Annotated in this window: 13 protein-coding genes; all 13 read right to left on the bottom strand. The window is 50.2% G+C overall.

The genetic code is table 11. The features are described 5' to 3' along the window. Positions 1 to 2,508, bottom strand: a complete 2,508-nt coding sequence (rnr, locus tag FC18_RS08400; protein ID WP_082620491.1) for a ribonuclease R — start codon at positions 2,506 to 2,508, stop codon at positions 1 to 3. 75 nt (positions 2,509 to 2,583) lie between these two features. After that, positions 2,584 to 3,312 carry an alpha/beta hydrolase gene (locus tag FC18_RS08395; RefSeq protein ID WP_054677171.1) on the bottom strand — a complete coding sequence of 243 codons (729 nt, stop codon included), beginning with the start codon at positions 3,310 to 3,312 and terminating at the stop codon, positions 2,584 to 2,586. 145 nt (positions 3,313 to 3,457) lie between these two features. Continuing rightward, the gene (gene secG / locus FC18_RS08390; protein WP_054677169.1) at positions 3,458 to 3,694 is read right to left on the bottom strand and encodes a preprotein translocase subunit SecG; all 237 of its coding nucleotides are present in this window, start codon (positions 3,692 to 3,694) and stop codon (positions 3,458 to 3,460) included. Positions 3,695 to 3,806: 112 nt separating this feature from the next. Further along, positions 3,807 to 5,339 (bottom strand): ClC family H(+)/Cl(-) exchange transporter, encoded by a 1,533-nt coding sequence (locus tag FC18_RS08385; RefSeq protein WP_056976054.1) that lies wholly within the window; start codon positions 5,337 to 5,339, stop codon positions 3,807 to 3,809. A gap of 139 nt (positions 5,340 to 5,478) precedes the next feature. Further along, on the bottom strand, positions 5,479 to 6,990 hold the full coding sequence (locus FC18_RS08380) for an ATP-binding cassette domain-containing protein (protein WP_056976052.1): 1,512 nt from the start codon (positions 6,988 to 6,990) through the stop codon (positions 5,479 to 5,481). 559 nt (positions 6,991 to 7,549) lie between these two features. After that, a complete protein-coding gene (locus FC18_RS08375; protein WP_054677427.1) occupies positions 7,550 to 8,221 on the bottom strand; it encodes a sugar transferase in 672 nt (223 codons plus the stop codon). 551 nt (positions 8,222 to 8,772) lie between these two features. Next, positions 8,773 to 9,393 carry a hypothetical protein gene (locus tag FC18_RS08370; protein WP_056976050.1) on the bottom strand — a complete coding sequence of 207 codons (621 nt, stop codon included), beginning with the start codon at positions 9,391 to 9,393 and terminating at the stop codon, positions 8,773 to 8,775. A 23-nt stretch (positions 9,394 to 9,416) separates the two neighbouring features. Continuing rightward, positions 9,417 to 9,746, bottom strand: a complete 330-nt coding sequence (locus tag FC18_RS08365) for a hypothetical protein (protein WP_054677166.1) — start codon at positions 9,744 to 9,746, stop codon at positions 9,417 to 9,419. Then, positions 9,747 to 10,418 (bottom strand): hypothetical protein, encoded by a 672-nt coding sequence (locus FC18_RS08360; RefSeq protein ID WP_054677161.1) that lies wholly within the window; start codon positions 10,416 to 10,418, stop codon positions 9,747 to 9,749. It lies immediately after the preceding gene. Further along, positions 10,415 to 11,608: a hypothetical protein gene (locus tag FC18_RS08355; protein ID WP_054677159.1), complete on the bottom strand. Its 1,194-nt coding sequence runs from the start codon at positions 11,606 to 11,608 to the stop codon at positions 10,415 to 10,417. The genes FC18_RS08360 and FC18_RS08355 overlap by 4 nt, the downstream gene beginning before the upstream one ends. A gap of 359 nt (positions 11,609 to 11,967) precedes the next feature. Continuing rightward, the gene (locus FC18_RS08350) at positions 11,968 to 12,798 is read right to left on the bottom strand and encodes a hypothetical protein (RefSeq protein WP_054677157.1); all 831 of its coding nucleotides are present in this window, start codon (positions 12,796 to 12,798) and stop codon (positions 11,968 to 11,970) included. Positions 12,799 to 12,852: 54 nt separating this feature from the next. After that, complete coding sequence (locus FC18_RS08345; RefSeq protein WP_054677156.1) at positions 12,853 to 13,872, bottom strand: hypothetical protein; 1,020 nt, start codon at positions 13,870 to 13,872, stop codon at positions 12,853 to 12,855. Positions 13,873 to 13,877: 5 nt separating this feature from the next. Continuing rightward, a complete protein-coding gene (locus tag FC18_RS08340; protein ID WP_056976048.1) occupies positions 13,878 to 15,548 on the bottom strand; it encodes a hypothetical protein in 1,671 nt (556 codons plus the stop codon). Positions 15,549 to 15,628 lie beyond the last annotated feature (80 nt).

The following is a 15,628-nucleotide window of genomic DNA, read 5'->3' as shown; positions in this document are numbered from 1 at the left end:
TTACTTACGTTTGTTACGCATCTGGTTGTTGCGGTTGCCACCACGGTTGTTGTTGCCACCGCGCTGGTTGCCCCACTTGTTTGCAAGTTGGTCCAGACTGGAACCGCCCCGATTGCCCGAGCGGCCGCCGCGGTTATTGTCGCGATTGCCAGCCCGGTTACCGTTTTGGCCGCCACGGTTGTCATTGCGGCCGCCATTGCGCCGGTCGTTGCCACCGTTACCGTTGCCGCGGAAACCGCCGTTCCGGTTACCCCCACCACGAGGACCGCCGAAGCTCTTCTTCACGGGCGCCTCGGTCTTGAGGTCGCTGGTGTCGAAGTCCGCAGTTGGCGTTTCTTCGGTGTCAATCAGCTTGAAGTCGATGTTGCGTTGCTCGACGTCGACGTTCTCCAAGTGCACGCGAACGGACTGGCCAATCCGATACATCTTGTGCGTCCGGCCGCCGACGAGTGCCATCTGCTTCTCGACGAACTGGTAGTAATCGTCATCCATGGTGGAAATGTGAACAAGCCCTTCAACCGTGTTCGGCAGTTCAATGAACATCCCGAAACTGAGGACGGAGCTGACCACGGCATCGAAGTCTTCGCCAATCTTGTCCTGCATGAATTCGGCCTTCTTCAGGTCATCTACAGCCCGTTCTGCGTCGATACTGCGGCGTTCAGCTGTGCTGGTCGCAACCGCGATGTCGGGCAGGGCTTCACGCCACTTGTCCTTGACCATTTCGGTTTCACCCTTCTGGTCGTACTCGCGAATCATGCGGTGGGCAACCAGGTCAGGGTACCGGCGAATTGGGGACGTGAAATGACTGTAGTAAGGGGCCGCCAAACCGAAGTGACCCAGTGGATCTGGTGAGTACCGGGCCTGCTTCAGACTCCGGAGCAGCTTCACGTTGACCATGGCCTCTTCCGGCTTGCCGGTGACGTCGGTGACGACCTGCTGGAGCATCGCCGGCGTGATGGCGCCGTTCTTGCCCGGCTGCACGTGAATCCCGAACGTGGCACAGAAGTCGATGAATTCCTTAATGCGGTCATCATCAGGGGTTTCGTGGACACGGTACAGGAATGGCACGTGGTCGTCGTAGTAGTGCTTAGCGACAGTTTCGTTAGCCGCGAGCATCATGCTTTCGATCATCTTTTCGGACAGCCCGCGTTCACGGAGCACGATGTCCGTTGGGTGACCGTCAGCGTCGACGATAATCTTCGCTTCGTTCTCTTCGAAGTCAATGGCCCCGCGTGCATGGCGCATCTGGTACATAACTTCGTGCAACTTAGCCATTTCCTGCAGCATTGGCAGCAGGTCCTTGTGTTCACCAAGGGCATCCGCGTCGCCGTCCAGCGCCTTGTTCACGTTGTTGTACGTGAGGCGACCGTGGGAACGGATGATGGATTGGAAAATCTCGTGGTTCAGGACGTGGCCCCGGTCGTCGATTTCCATTTCACAAGACATTGCCAGCCGGTCAACGTCGGGGTTCAGGGAACAAATCCCGTTGGACAGCCGGAATGGCAGCATTGGAATTACGCGGTCGGTCAGGTACGTGGACGTGCCACGTTCGTAGGCCTCGTCATCCAGCGGCGTGCCGGGCACAACGTAATACGAAACGTCGGCGATGTGCACCCCGAGGCGCCAGTGACCGTTTGGCAACTTGGTCAAGCCGACCGCGTCGTCGAAGTCCTTGGAGTCGTCGCCGTCAATGGTGACGACCACTTCATCGGTGATGTCACGGCGTCCCACCCGGTCAGCCTCCGTGACGTGGTCGGGAATGTTGTTGGCTTGTTCGAGCACTTCAGTGGGGAATTCGGACTTAATCTTGTTCTGGTAAACGATGGACATGACGTCCACCCCAGGGTCGTTCTTGTTCCCGAGGTCCTGCTTGAGCACCCCTTCCATGCTGTCAGGGTGGTTGCGGTCTGGGTAGCTGGTCAGTTCAGTCAGCACCATGTCACCCATCTGGGGCATGAGACCCATGTCCTTGACGTAGATGGTGTACTTGCTGATCTTCTTCTCGTGACTCGTCACCGTGCCCATGTAGCCGGTGCGAATTGCTTCGCCGTCTGGGAGTGGTGCGTATTCACCGACGAGCTGGGTGTACTTGTGGTCGGTAATGTTGACCACTTCGGCATCCCCCCCGCGCGTGTCACCAGGCTTAGCGGCGTGCAGCACGTGGATTTCGACTGTGTCCCCATCCAGCGCGTTGTGCGTGTTCGGCGGCGCGATGAAGAAGTCTGGGTCTGTGGAATCGGGGATGGCAACGAAGCCGAAGCCCTTGTCGTTGCCGCGGAAAGTCCCGGTAACCAGGTCGCTAGCGCCAGCGCCAGCAGCAAACAGGCCGGCGTCATCCTTGTGCAGCAAGTTGTCCTTGATTAGCTGGGCCAAAGCTTCCGCCAAGACCCGGTTGTCCCCGTCTTCAACCTTCAAGGCTTTGACGATGGTTGATGTTGCGTAGCTCACGTTCGGGTTACGCTTGAATAATGCGAGTAATTCGTTACGCATGTGACCGACTGTGGTCATTCGAGTACCTCTTTCTGTACGGTCTAGGCCGTATTTTATAAATTTATAGTTGTCTAATTAAAAGTCCACCGCGGCCTAAGCCAGCCGATTGAGAAACGCAATCATGTCGGCTTCCAGCTGCTTGTGTGCGGGGTCGACGGTGAGAATGTGGTCAGCATCGGGATACCAGTGAAAATCCGTCGGTGCGTTTTGCAGGTGTGTCTGCGTCTGCCGCGCTGTCTCCGGATTAATCACCGAGTCCTTGCCGCCCTGGGCGATGAACACTGGCTTGGTCACTGTCGGTGCATCGCGCATCACGCCGTGGGCCAGATGGCGAATGGCGCCGCGCTGCTCCTCAATCGCCGGGGCAAGCGCTGCTTTGTCCGCCTTGACTCCAGTATAATACTGAACGTAATCAAAGTAACCGTGCACGGTGCGGGTAAAGTACGGTGAACCCTGCCAAATGGGTGCGGCCATGACGCCGCCGGCCACCACATCGGGTAGCTCCGCAATGGCACGCATGGCCAGCACCCCACCGAGCGACAGGCCAAATACCGCAACGGTTGGATACGTCCGCCGCATCCGCGCAACCGCGGCCTGAACGTCTTGCCACCAATCGTCGGGGTTGCCGCCAAGCAGCGGGCCGGCAACGGTGCGGTCGTGGTGACCGCGCAGGACGGGGACGTATACGCCGTACCCCGCCGCGTTCAACGCTGGCGCGAGGAACTTCATGTCGCGACTGCTGCCGGTGAAGGAATGCAGGAGCACAATCCCCGGCCGGGAGTGGTCGCCGTCGTATTCAACTGCGGATGGGATTCTGATCATACACTAACCTCCTTGCATGACTACACTCGATTTTGGCGTCATTATCAACTCGTCATTTGAAAAAACGGCCATGCATCCTCGGTGCGGATGCATGGCCGTTGCTTGCAATGCCTTGAGCTAACCGCGAACTGACATAAATCTATCTTTAGTGAGAAGACAGGTATGCCAGAGCGATGGACAGGCCGAAGAAGACGACACCGAGCACGACGGTGACCTTCTCCATGAACGCTTCGAACCCGCGGGACTTGGACTTACCGAACAGGTCGGTTGCGCCCCCGGACAAAGCACTCAGAGCATCTTGTTGCTTACTTGGCTGCATGAGGACTGCGATGACGATAAGCACCGAGTCGACTACCAGCAGGGTTGTCAATAATGACTGCACGTTAAATTCCTCCAGTTATACCGCGGAGGCACGTTTCGCCCTTCCGCACAAAAATTACTACTCCTAGACTACCACAAGTAACGGAAATTGCCTACTTTTTCCCGCGTTTTTTCTACGTCTCCGGCGCTTCCGCCACTTTTTCGATAACCTTGCGCACATCCCGCTGGTGCCGCTCGTCGGTCATGATGACGAGCGTGTCGCCCGCGCGCAGGACGGTATCGCCATGCGGAATCCGGCGGTCATCACCGCGGCGGATTTCAACCAGCAGACTATCTGTCGGCCACTGGAAGTCACGCACCTGCGCCGAATCGAGCGTGGCGCCGGCAAAAATCGGCAGCTCGAAGCGCACGGGCTGGTGCAGTCGGCCCAGCTGGTTAGGCAGCACGAGGCGGCTGAGCAGGGCTTCATAGATAGGCGCGCCGCCGAGCAGGTCGGTGACCGTGAACGCCGTCAGTGACAGCAATGCCAGCGGCAGCAGGTTCTTAATCGAGCCGACCATTTCGGTAATGAGCAGGATGGCCGTGAAGGGCGCCTTCCCAATCCCCGCGAAGTAACCGGCCATCGCAAAGATAATTAAATTCATGATGTACACGCGTGGCAACAGGCCCATGTCCGCCATGAAGACGCCGTACACGCCGCCGATGACGGCCCCCAGCGTCAAAATGGGGAGGAAAATACCGCCGGGCAAGCCGGAACCGTACGAAATCATCGAGAAAACGAAGCGAATCACGAACATCCAGATGAGTGGCCACAGCAGCGGCACGTGGGCACCAAAGCTCAGAATGACGCTGTTCCCGCCCCCGAGTAAGTCGGGCACGGCTAGGCCAAGTGGAATCACCAGCAGCAGCGGAATCAGTCCTTGCAGCGGCCGGGACAAATGTGTCAGTGCGTAGACGCGCGGCATCGCCAGGGTGCATTTGCTATAGAGCATCCCCAGCAGGCCCAGCAGAATCCCGAGCAAAATGATGTGCCAGTACATGTACACGGGCATCGTCTTCAGGTACACCAGGTGCAGCACCGGTGTCAGGCCGAAGAAGTTCAGCGACACGAGGTCGGCCGCCACCGCGCTGGCCAGGCTGGTCATCCACACAAGCGGGCTGAAGTTGTGGTACACCTCTTCCAGCACAAACATCGTCCCGGCCAGCGGCGCATTGAACGCGGCGGACAAGCCGGCCGCGGCCCCCGACGCAATCATGACACGCCGGTCCGCCCCGCTTTTGCCGCGCACATCCGCGAAACCCTGACCGACCGCGGAACCGAGCTGAATCGACGGGCCTTCCCGTCCGAGGAACAGCCCGGAGCCGATGCCGATGACCCCGGCGACGAACTTGCGCCAGAGAATGGCCCACCAGTTGAAGTCCAGGTCGCCATGGAGCTGGCCTTCAATCTGCGGAATCCCGGAGCCCGAGATGTTCGGCTGCTGCTTAACCAGCAGCGCGATGAACAGCCCGGCGATAATGCTGACAATCACGATGCCAATGATGATTTGCGGTGTCGGGTGCATGTAGAGGTACTTCATGAAGTCGAGCAGCTTCTCAATCAACAGGCGGAATAAGGCCACGACAAAACCGGCCGCCGCACCGATGACGAGGCCGGTAATGATGAACTTGAATCGGGTATTATCGTGACTTTTTTTGCGCTGCACTGTGTGGGCTCCTTCGTTTTGCTTCTATATAAACAGTATAGCGTGTGCGGGGGAAAAATTCACTTTGCAATCTTAAGTGACATGCGCCAAAAGAAAATCATCTGCAAGCTCAGCCGTTAATAGCTTCACGCACCATTTCTCATCGCTTGGCACGTGCAATTTGCGTTCTCAGCTCGCGTAGTTCTTCCGGATTGGCGTCGTCAGCTAGCATCATCTGATCGTACTTGAATTGCAGCGCCGGCAAATCACTGGGCAGCACACCCTGCGCAACCCGCGCCGGTTCACGCAGCTGCTGGCATTCAATCGCCAGTGTTCGGGTCGCGACCTGCTGGCGAAACTCCTGATCATGGGCAACAAACATCACGGTACCGGGATACCCTTGGAGGAATTTAGTGAGTGCCTCGATTGCCGGCAGGTCAAGGTAGTTGGTCGGCTCATCTAGAATCAGAAAATTATGCGCGCCGAGCAGCACCGTGAGTAGCTGCAGTTTCACCTGCTCCCCGCCGCTAAGGGCACTAACCAGCCGCGGATAGAAGCGGGCATTCAGGCCAAAGGCACCCATCAGCCGGCGCGAACGGTTCATATCCAGACTGGTCGCCGCGGCAACCGTCTGTTCAACGGTCCGCGAACCGTCCAGCGTGTACATGTCCTGGGCAAAATAACCACTGCGCACACTCGGCCCCAAGGCGATCCCCGACTTGCGGGCCATGATGGCGGTGAGTAGTGTGGTCTTGCCGCTCCCATTGGCCCCGGTCAGGCTCACACGGTCACCCGGTGCGATGACGAAATTCACATCGTGCAGCAATTCCCGCCCGGCGCGAACGAGGTTGAAGTGGGCCACGCGCAGCACCGACTTACCTGCAATCGGCGGCAAATCAGCGCCGACAACCTTGATGAAACCGGCATGCGTAGGCTTTTCCGCCTGATTATCCCGCACCGCCCGCTCCAGCATTGCGTGTGCACTACGCTCGAGTTTGGCCGCGTTGAGCTCGCGTTTTTCCTTACTCGTCTTCAACTCGCGCGAGCTCATCGCCTTGCTGCCTTTACGAACGTGGGCCGCTTTCTCCCGACGCTTGCGTGCAGCCAGCTCCAAATCGCGGATTGCTTGCTGCTCATGGCGATACGTAATCGTGGCGGCAGCCTGGCGTGCCTCGTAGTCCGCGACGTATTCGTCGTAGGAACCGCCAAACTCGGTGAAGCGTTGGTCACGTACCGCCCAGATTTTCGTCGCGACCGTCTTGAGCAGCGTGCGGTCATGGGAGATGAGTAGCAGCAAACCCTTGTAGGCCGCGATTATTTGTTTAAGCCATTCCTGATGCTGCTCGTCCAAGTTGGCGGAAGGCTCATCCAGAATTAGGATTTCCGGGTTAGCCGCCATAGCCTCCCGAACCCGCGCCACCACACTCTGCCCGCCCGACTTGGCGCGGGTTGGCGCAACTTGCGGCACCAGTGTGACTGCGCCGTGCACCTGCAATTTGCCCGCAAAATCGGTGGTGGCGCCAGCGACGATTCGGCCTAGAGTGGTCTTGCCCGCACCATTTGCGCCCACAATCCCCACGCGGTCACCGGTGTGTGCGGTTAGGCGGTCGGTGGTGAAGAGAATGCTGCCAGCAATAATATAACTTAAGTTTTCGATTTGTATTTGAGCCATGAGTGTTTCCTTCTCGATGGCGATTCCGTTTTTAAGCAAAATAAAGCCAGCAGGTCGCGATGACTTGCTGGCGCCGTGCTTGGTCCCCGGCGCAACAGAATCCCCAAAGTGCACACTGCGCCCCTGTGTTGGGAGGTGCAGTTAGTGACGGTGAGAATTTCTTAGTTGCACATTGTTGGCGGGACCTCGTGCTTTCTTGGATTTATGGGGTAATTATAGCATGACGGGTACAACAGTGGGAGGCGTTTACACAAATTGAGCACAAAAAGCCACAGTCATTCTTCAAACGACCGTGGCGACACCCCCCGCCATGCAGGGAACATTTAAGGATTACTCCAGCCCGAGCGGGAACCACCGGGTTATGCCTGCAGATGCAGGAAACACTGTGCTTGGTAATACCAGTGTGACACCATGAACCCCGCCTGTCGCTTTTTTACGATAAATTCGAATCACAGAGCTAAATTGATTTCAAAAAGCGGCAAATGTGGCTCAGGAAAAATAAAAAAACTTCCGTCACGGTTGGGTGACGGAAGCTTTCCATAATATGTGTTTGCAATTTCTAGTATGCCCCGTTCGGCCGAATCACAATGTATACGGTCCGGAACAGGATTTTTATGTCATTCCACCAAGATGCCGTGTTGATGTATTCGATATCGAGGTCGACCATTTCATCGAATCCAACATCACTACGGCCGGAAACTTGCCACAAACCGGTGGCACCAGGGATTACCGCCAGACGCTGTTTGTCGTACTCCGTGTAATCCGCAACCTCACGCGGCAAAGGCGGACGTGGGCCAACCAAGCTCATGTCCCCGTTCAAGATGTTGAACAACTGTGGCAGCTCGTCGATTGAGTACTTGCGGATAAAAGCACCAATGCGCGTGATACGCGGATCGTCCTTAATCTTGAACATCGCCCCTTCGATTTCATTCTGCTCCATCAACTTGTCGACTAGCTGATCAGCATTAGAAACCATCGAGCGGAACTTCCACATCCGGAACTCCTTGCCGTCCTTGCCCAAACGAATCTGGGAGTAGAACACACCGCCCTTAGGATCGTCCAGCTTGATGATGATGCCAATGATGAGGAACGGAATCGCCAGAATGATAAGCCCAGCTGCACTAGCAAGAATGTCAAAAATCCGCTTGCCGACCAGATATACTGACGACAAATTCTCGGCGTGTGCCCTTGGACGCCGAGCCTTAACGTGTAAATTAATATTTTGGTCCATCATACCTAATCCCCTAAACTAACTCTTTCCGTTGTCCACACCCCGTAAACAACGAAAGACTCCCAAGTATTTCTTAAATTTCGTACGTTTTTGTTAACATTAGTGTATGCTAGATTGCCCACCTTTACAATAACTAAAACGTGAAATAACATTCGGTCCTTTTTTGCGCTACTTGAGCAACCCGCAAAACTTGCGTAAATGCAACACCAAATGCTCGAAAATCATTTGCAAACCGTTTTCACGACTTGATCAACTTGGAAAACGCCTAAAAGCACGGTTTCTCGATGTCAAATTTTCACGCCAGCTTGGCCGATTTTCAGATTACAACATGATTACATAATTTGTGCTCTAGAATGTAGAAAATGGTCTTTGTTTTTTGCATGAAGATAAAATAACGAACTTCCGAATACACGCTGCATAATGGAGCCGCATTGTATTGTGTTAAACCATTTTTATTAAACGTACCACTGCCCTTAAATCAATCTACAGTCAAACAAACAACACCGCCGCCGAACATATCCGGCAGCGGTGTCGCTAACTCAGGGATTATATTATTTCGCCAGTGCTTCAAGTAAATCCCGGCTCTTCTGCGAATATTCCTCCGCTGAATGCATCTTGTAGGAGTAATGATAGATGAATTGCGCATCAGCATCGAACGACCGTATAGCCTGCGCCGCTTTCTTCCCCAGCGCACTTCGGACCTTGCTGTGCATAGCAATCACTTTCGCAGTCTTTGGAATGCCCAGGTTGTCAAGATGCTGGTACAGCGCCTTGACGTCCGCCTCGGTGATGCGCACATCACTGGAGTCGCTCTCCACAGTCTGCGACAGATCAGTCATGAAGGCGCCCCAGACCTCTGTGCCATAAAGAACCGCGCCCAAATTGTAGTCCTTGCTAATTGGGTTCCCGTGGAAATTGCTAAAGTTGCCGGCAGTACCCATGTTGCCAGGATTAAGACCAACAAGCACATACTTAACTGCCGCCATCCTGGCTTGCCACTCGGCATCCGTCAGGTTTGCAAACTCGGCGCGAACAGCTGCTGGCAAATCCGGTTGATATGCCTCCTTAAAAGCGATGTTACGCGCCGTCTGCGTGCTCAAATCTGCTTCTGTCGGCACTGGCCAGTATGCGAATGAGTCTTCATTAGAAAATTTATCTGTAAAACTAGGCATTAATAGTCCCCCTTACCCAAACCTTACGAGCGATACCCAGTTTTCCGGGGCACCAAGTAAATGGCTTTGGCTGCCTTTTTCGGACTCATTCCCCTACTGATTGCGTAACTTTGCAAGAGGCCAGCGTACTGCCCTACCTTCTTTTTGGAAAAGAGCGCCATTCCATCTGCAGGGTTATCACTCCAAGAAAGGTTAATTGTTCCATCCTCGTCCTGCTCAACATCGGTGAGAAACTTAATCGCATATTCTGAATCCAGCTTGATACCAATGCTCGTATTTGTGAATATGGCCGGTAGCTGTGTCTCGGGTGCGTCAGAAAAAGTTTCGTAGGTATCAAAGGCAACTTTTCGCATTTATTTGTCCTCCAATGGCTTGAAGTGTGGCTGAATTGCCGCGTACGGTTCACCATCCTCCGTCTCGGCAAATTGTACCGAACAAGGGAAGGCATCCAGCTCATTAGCAACTGCCGCCCAGTCCATGAATGCATCAGGTAGAGCCCAAAATACTGCTTCATCTGGTCCCGCAACGGTAATTCCTGGATAAAATGCACCAGACTGACCGTCAACAAAACGGCCCGCATTCAATACCATGAACCGCCGATTCGCCCAGTCTGGCTCGTCCATATCAAGAATCCGATTATCATCGCGCGCAATCTGTCGTTCTGCGCCGAACCGGTCAAAGTCGACCCGCGCGTCTCCGACAACATACGTTATCTCCCGGCCTTCTTCTGTCCCGGCCGGCACTTCCTGAACTTCGACGTCACAATACCGCCGGACAATCTGAAATGCATCAATGATAGTCGATAAATCCAGCGGAATCCCGTTTGTATTCGGGTGGCGACTAAAGGCTTGAAAAAGACGGGCCTCCACCTCAAATGGTGCGGTTCGATCAGTTATAATCGACACTGCCTGCTCTGGATCAGCGGTCTCCTGCAACCCGAATTGCTCGACGCTGTCAATATGGTAACTAGCGATGTAGTTGCCACTCTTCTTGGCACGAAACCATGCACGGTATAGTTTTGTCATAGGGTCTCCTTATTAGTAATGAATTGCTTTTGAAAGATATCTTCAACAGTTACGCCAGGATGATCGCAAAGGAATTTGTTTAGCTCTGCACTAACAATGTTGCTGTGAAATTCCGCCTTAACCAACTGCACCTTTCCAGATTTCGGACTGGTAGTCAAAACACGACGCAATGCACAAACTTTTTTCTTCCCGAGTAACGTCTTACGCCGTATCGCTTCATCAAGCACCTGCCTTTTCACTTTAGCTAGCCATACAGCATCCGGTGAGTTCACTGGTCGACGATTATAAATTTCATACTGAGCTCGTCGCACCTCCGAAACCTCACTATCATCAATCCATTTGTTGAGAAATTTAGCATCCGAATTTAACTTTAGAAACTGCAGCTGATGTTTATCCGCCAACTTCTGTAAGTCGCTAATATCCTTTGAACTCAGCAGGGGAAGATGATAAGAGATGGGCCGCGTCAACTGCATCAATCGTGATTCCGGATCAGTCAGCTCTTCTCTAATTATCGCGGCTGCATCAATCTCTTTCTCTGACTCAGACAGCTGTTTTTTGATTATATCCGTAATATTATTTCCCAGGTTTACATATTCAAACAGCATTGGCATATATGCATTAGCTTCATCTTCCATAATAATATTGCGTTTAGCGCCTAACTTCGCCAATGACTTATTGAAATTAATCAGTCGTTTTGCAAGCGTGTCTTTCTCTTGCTGAACATTACTATGATCCTCACCGGATAGTGCATTCAACAATCGACTTAAGCCTTGTTCAATGCTGGCGGTATTATTTAAAACTTTCCGTGTCTCATCTTGATACTTGCCCCATCCCCAACTGGTGTCATCAAGCGCCGCCCACAAATCATGACTGGCATCCATAAAATTATTCCGAAAACTCTGTGTCTCCTGAATCATGGCCTCCCAGTTAAGCATATCTGGACCATCCGGCACTTCCAAGTCGCGAAGCTTAGCGAGTTCCACACGTTCCTCTGCAAGCATCGCGTCATACCGCATCTGTTCGGCCACTAGATTAGGAAAACTGTCGGTCAAATTAAACATCTGAATAATTGCCGTCCGAGCCCGGTTCTTACGTGTTGACAAGTACCTACAGCCGGCCACGCAAATTGAAGCGACCACTACAAATGCCTGAATGGCATCTGCAATTGCTTGTACTAAATCTGTTGTCATAGCTCTCTCCAATTCTTAATTATTATTTTTGACTTCAATAACGCTTACAAGTGCATATTACTACATAATGTTAGTCTTACAACGCTATAATATTTGTTGTCATAGATTTGCTATTATCAAAATGCCGAAAAGACTGCATTTTCCTGAAAATTGAACTCATTTTTGGCATGTTGAAATAAAGTTGTGACATTCTATTTTCTCGCCTCAATGGTGATAGTAAATATACATAAAGAATGCCCACCAGTCTTGCACTTGGTGGACATTCCCGTACTACAGAATTAGTATCATGTTAATACAAACAATGACACTGTATTTTCGCACATTCATGGTCAATGGGTTATCCTAATCCCACATATTTATTACTTATTTGTAGGCCTAAAAATTTTAGAAATCAGTCCATTGTTCAGCGGAATTAACATTAGTACAATTGTGATAATTGCCCAAGTAGGGTGGACATCAAATGCCGCTAAAACAATGATGAATAGAAAGTATCTTCTCCCTCCTAATTTTAATTTATCCTTTCCAAACCTATAAAGTAATATGACTAGAAGAAGCGTAATTAAGGTTGGTATACTCGAGCTGAACACGGGCCGATAATTAACCCTTAAATTTGCAGCAATAAAGAATCCGATAATTATAAAAATCCAGAAAAGAATATAGCTATGCCGGATGCTATGATAAAATTCCGTAGCTTGTTTTTGCTGTTCAACTTGCTTACGTTCTTTATCTCGATAGCGCTGTTCCCTGTACTTTTCCTTTTGCTTATCTTTACGTGCCTGCTTATTTGATATATCCTGTTGCACCTCAGCACGGCTATTTTTTTCAACATACTTGTACAGATACGACACGCTATATATTTGTCCTTGATTGAACTCAGATAGGAACCATTTATCTACATACTTTTCATATGTCTTCCTGTAGCTTTGAGCCCAATATAAATTCAACGATATTTCATAATCAAGCGTACGGAAAAAGTCATTAGTAACGGCAACCATTCTAACCGCCTTTGCTAGACCTTTGGAATCAAGATTAGCCTTATCAAACTCAACTCGAATATTTGAACTATTGTGTCTGCCCAAAACGTAATTTTTGGTTGCAACTTTGACGCGCTTAAATGTTGAGGGCGAAAGTGATTCAAGAAGCTTCACTGCTTCTTTTTTGTTGTGAGGTTCTGGATAAGCAAATACCATTTAAATTCTTCCCTTTGTAATCAAATAAATTCACTGGTAATTGACAGTATTCATTTAAATTGGCCTAAGTCCGCCGTCATTAACACTAACGACTGCACCAGAGTAAGTAACACATGTCGGTAACCAGCTACTATCAACCTTTGATCCTCGACCAAATATACTAGAAGTGTGTTTCGCGTAACCGAATCCTTCCTTGCTAGACATTACCTCCGTAGCCATTAGCTTATAGCTTGGCAAGTTGGGATCAGCTTTGCTTAAAGATTGCAGGTCATTGTTCAAAACAAAATTTTCGCTAATCATGTTCATGATTTGGCTATATTCATTAACAAGTTTATTAACTCCATCGTCATCTAGCGAGAAGAACTTACTTTTTCCGTTAACTTTAATTGACGTTCCAATTTTTCCCAAAGAACCCGTAGCAATCATAACGTCATAAATAACTTTTTTATGAATCAACTCCATGAAAACAGATTTAATAAACTCCGCATTAAGATTCAAAGTTTGATCAAATATATTTCTATTGCCTTTGATAAACTCCAGTGAACTACGCGGATTGGCCGCACTTTTTTCAATGTGATCTACGTCAAATATCTGAATTTTTTTAGCATGATTTGCATCAATTTCAGATATATCACCATGCAATCTAAATGCCTGGGAGCAGACTACAGGGCTTAAATTTAATATGATTAAATGGTTGTAACGATACTGATGGTGCCCCTTAATACTCAGCAAACGTTGCGCCAGTGCCGCAGTATCATCGGCTTCACAAACTGTCGCAAAGCTAGGATTTTTCATGATTAAGATAAGTGGCCTATCCGAACCACTTTGTGTTGTATCCACCACTTCTAGTGCATAACGCAAATAGTTCGCAGCGTATACACCACTTCCATTTGTGTTCGTAATGCGGGTTAATGGTTTCATACCAATTTCACGGTCAACAATTGTTTGCCGCACTTTGAAATTCGAATTCCACCGCCGGCTAACGGGCACATCCATTGTTGTGAAGTCCGACCAGTCTACCCATGCTCCATCTCCTAATGTCCAAACAGGCATCATATCAATCATTTCATCCATGATAACTATCTCCCCTGTTCCCTTTGCCACTTCTGCTCGTTAGTCTCAATCTTGCCCTTACGCCATTTATCAAACACGTCTGTGGTAAATACCGCGACACCGTGATTATCGTGTTTTTTTTGATCTGCATAGTATTTACTGTTCTTACCCTTGTACCCAACAAGTGTGAAGTCGTCACTAGCCAACACACCTGCCTTAACCGCAGGAAGAACATCGATTTTACGACCTACTTGCTCGCTGATCTGACTGACAGCTTCTGGATCCAACAGTGCTGAGACGGATGCCTTCATATTTATTGTGATGACATTTGCTCCGGCTGGAATGTTTTCCTGGCCATAAAACGACCCGTTTGTTGGTGCATAGATTGATTGACCGTATTCAAAGTTAACCTGCATCGCATAGAATGAATGAAACGTTTCCTTGTTGAAACTTTCATTGGAGTAGATTCCGTAACGATCATTCAGTAATTTAGCCAGATATGAGCCATAAACGGATGGGTATCCGCCCAAGGCAGGCGACCGAAGCCATTCAAACCCTTCAATATTACCATCTTCGTGGTATTCAAAAGGTTTGTTTATCACTACAGTCACATCAACATCTCTTGGAATTGGCAAAACGTCAGTGCCAGTATCTGCCAAATCTTCAGGATCCATATAGATGTAATTGCTTAACCATTCATCTTGAGCTTCTTTAATGTTAGCAAGCAATGCTGGCACTGCTGTTTGAGCAATCTGACGGACATATGCGTTCACATCATTTTCAGCCGTTTTCATGTCCTGCTCATATCGTTGCAGTTGTTCATCCTGTTCAGCTTGCCATGGGTCCTCTTCTGCCTCATCTTGAGTATCCTTCACGGGCATCGTCGAACTTGTCTCAACCGACGGCGTATTAGTTGAGTTACCGGATGCACCACTAATTTTAAGATGATAGATTTGTTCTTGCTTAATCTTCGTTGGAACAAGATCCACATGCTGCCAATTTTCGCGGCTAACACTAAACCGGTTGTACGGATTGCTTAGATAAGCAGCATCCCCACCACCCAGCAACTGAACAGCGTACAGATTTTCGTTGATAATTTTATTTGGCAGCAAGTTAATTAGTGAATAGAAAATACTGCGGTTATATGGCTTCAGTTCGCCTGTTCCAAGCAGAACATCATAATCAATTTCACCACCATCAGCCAGTGCTTTAAGGTAAGCACTGAATGTATCAAGATTTCCTCTTTGCCAGGTCTCCGAGTCAATGCCATAGCTGTCCTCGAGCTCTTTAATCTGCTCACCAATCCTGGATGACTTGGCCTGATAAAACGGCATGGTGTTGATAATTATTATCCGTTTATAGACATTACCAATCTCCGAATAGAGATGTGTCAACGCCTTATCCGAGGACACGGTAGATTCCCCCGGTTTCTTTCCCGCGTTGCCAGGATTCATCATCATGATAATTGCTGTTTTGTCAGTTTCGGGTTTAATCAACGGGATTAAAGTCATCGCGTACCGGAACAAGTACGTACCCTTTGTCCCAATTATGGGATTACTTAAATCATTCGCTGCAGAATTGAGTGCAATCAGACGAAACCCGCGCGCTTGCTCCTCTGCCGTTGCCTGATACGTTGCTGAATACTTCGCCTGCATTGATGCAATAAATGCGGGTGATACTGCCGTGTCTGCTGCCATATGCTTATCCTCACTTGTAAAATAATGGTAAATTTCAAGTACAAGTTAGCCACTTCTGAAAATAACATCTAAATCAATGC

The organism is Lacticaseibacillus sharpeae JCM 1186 = DSM 20505 (assembly GCF_001436225.1).
GTDB lineage: Bacteria > Bacillota > Bacilli > Lactobacillales > Lactobacillaceae > Lacticaseibacillus > Lacticaseibacillus sharpeae.
This window is presented reverse-complemented; position numbering and strand designations above follow the sequence as displayed.

Coding starts and splice junctions, on each gene's coding strand:
- FC18_RS08345 (WP_054677156.1), bottom strand. CDS start 13,872: ATGGATGAAATGATTGATATGATGCCTGTTTGGACATTAGGAGATGGA.
- rnr (WP_082620491.1), bottom strand. CDS start 2,508: ATGACCACAGTCGGTCACATGCGTAACGAATTACTCGCATTATTCAAG.
- FC18_RS08340 (WP_056976048.1), bottom strand. CDS start 15,548: ATGGCAGCAGACACGGCAGTATCACCCGCATTTATTGCATCAATGCAG.
- FC18_RS08360 (WP_054677161.1), bottom strand. CDS start 10,418: ATGACAAAACTATACCGTGCATGGTTTCGTGCCAAGAAGAGTGGCAAC.
- FC18_RS08370 (WP_056976050.1), bottom strand. CDS start 9,393: ATGCCTAGTTTTACAGATAAATTTTCTAATGAAGACTCATTCGCATAC.
- FC18_RS08355 (WP_054677159.1), bottom strand. CDS start 11,608: ATGACAACAGATTTAGTACAAGCAATTGCAGATGCCATTCAGGCATTT.
- FC18_RS08395 (WP_054677171.1), bottom strand. CDS start 3,312: ATGATCAGAATCCCATCCGCAGTTGAATACGACGGCGACCACTCCCGG.
- FC18_RS08375 (WP_054677427.1), bottom strand. CDS start 8,221: ATGGACCAAAATATTAATTTACACGTTAAGGCTCGGCGTCCAAGGGCA.
- FC18_RS08380 (WP_056976052.1), bottom strand. CDS start 6,990: ATGGCTCAAATACAAATCGAAAACTTAAGTTATATTATTGCTGGCAGC.
- FC18_RS08365 (WP_054677166.1), bottom strand. CDS start 9,746: ATGCGAAAAGTTGCCTTTGATACCTACGAAACTTTTTCTGACGCACCC.
- FC18_RS08350 (WP_054677157.1), bottom strand. CDS start 12,798: ATGGTATTTGCTTATCCAGAACCTCACAACAAAAAAGAAGCAGTGAAG.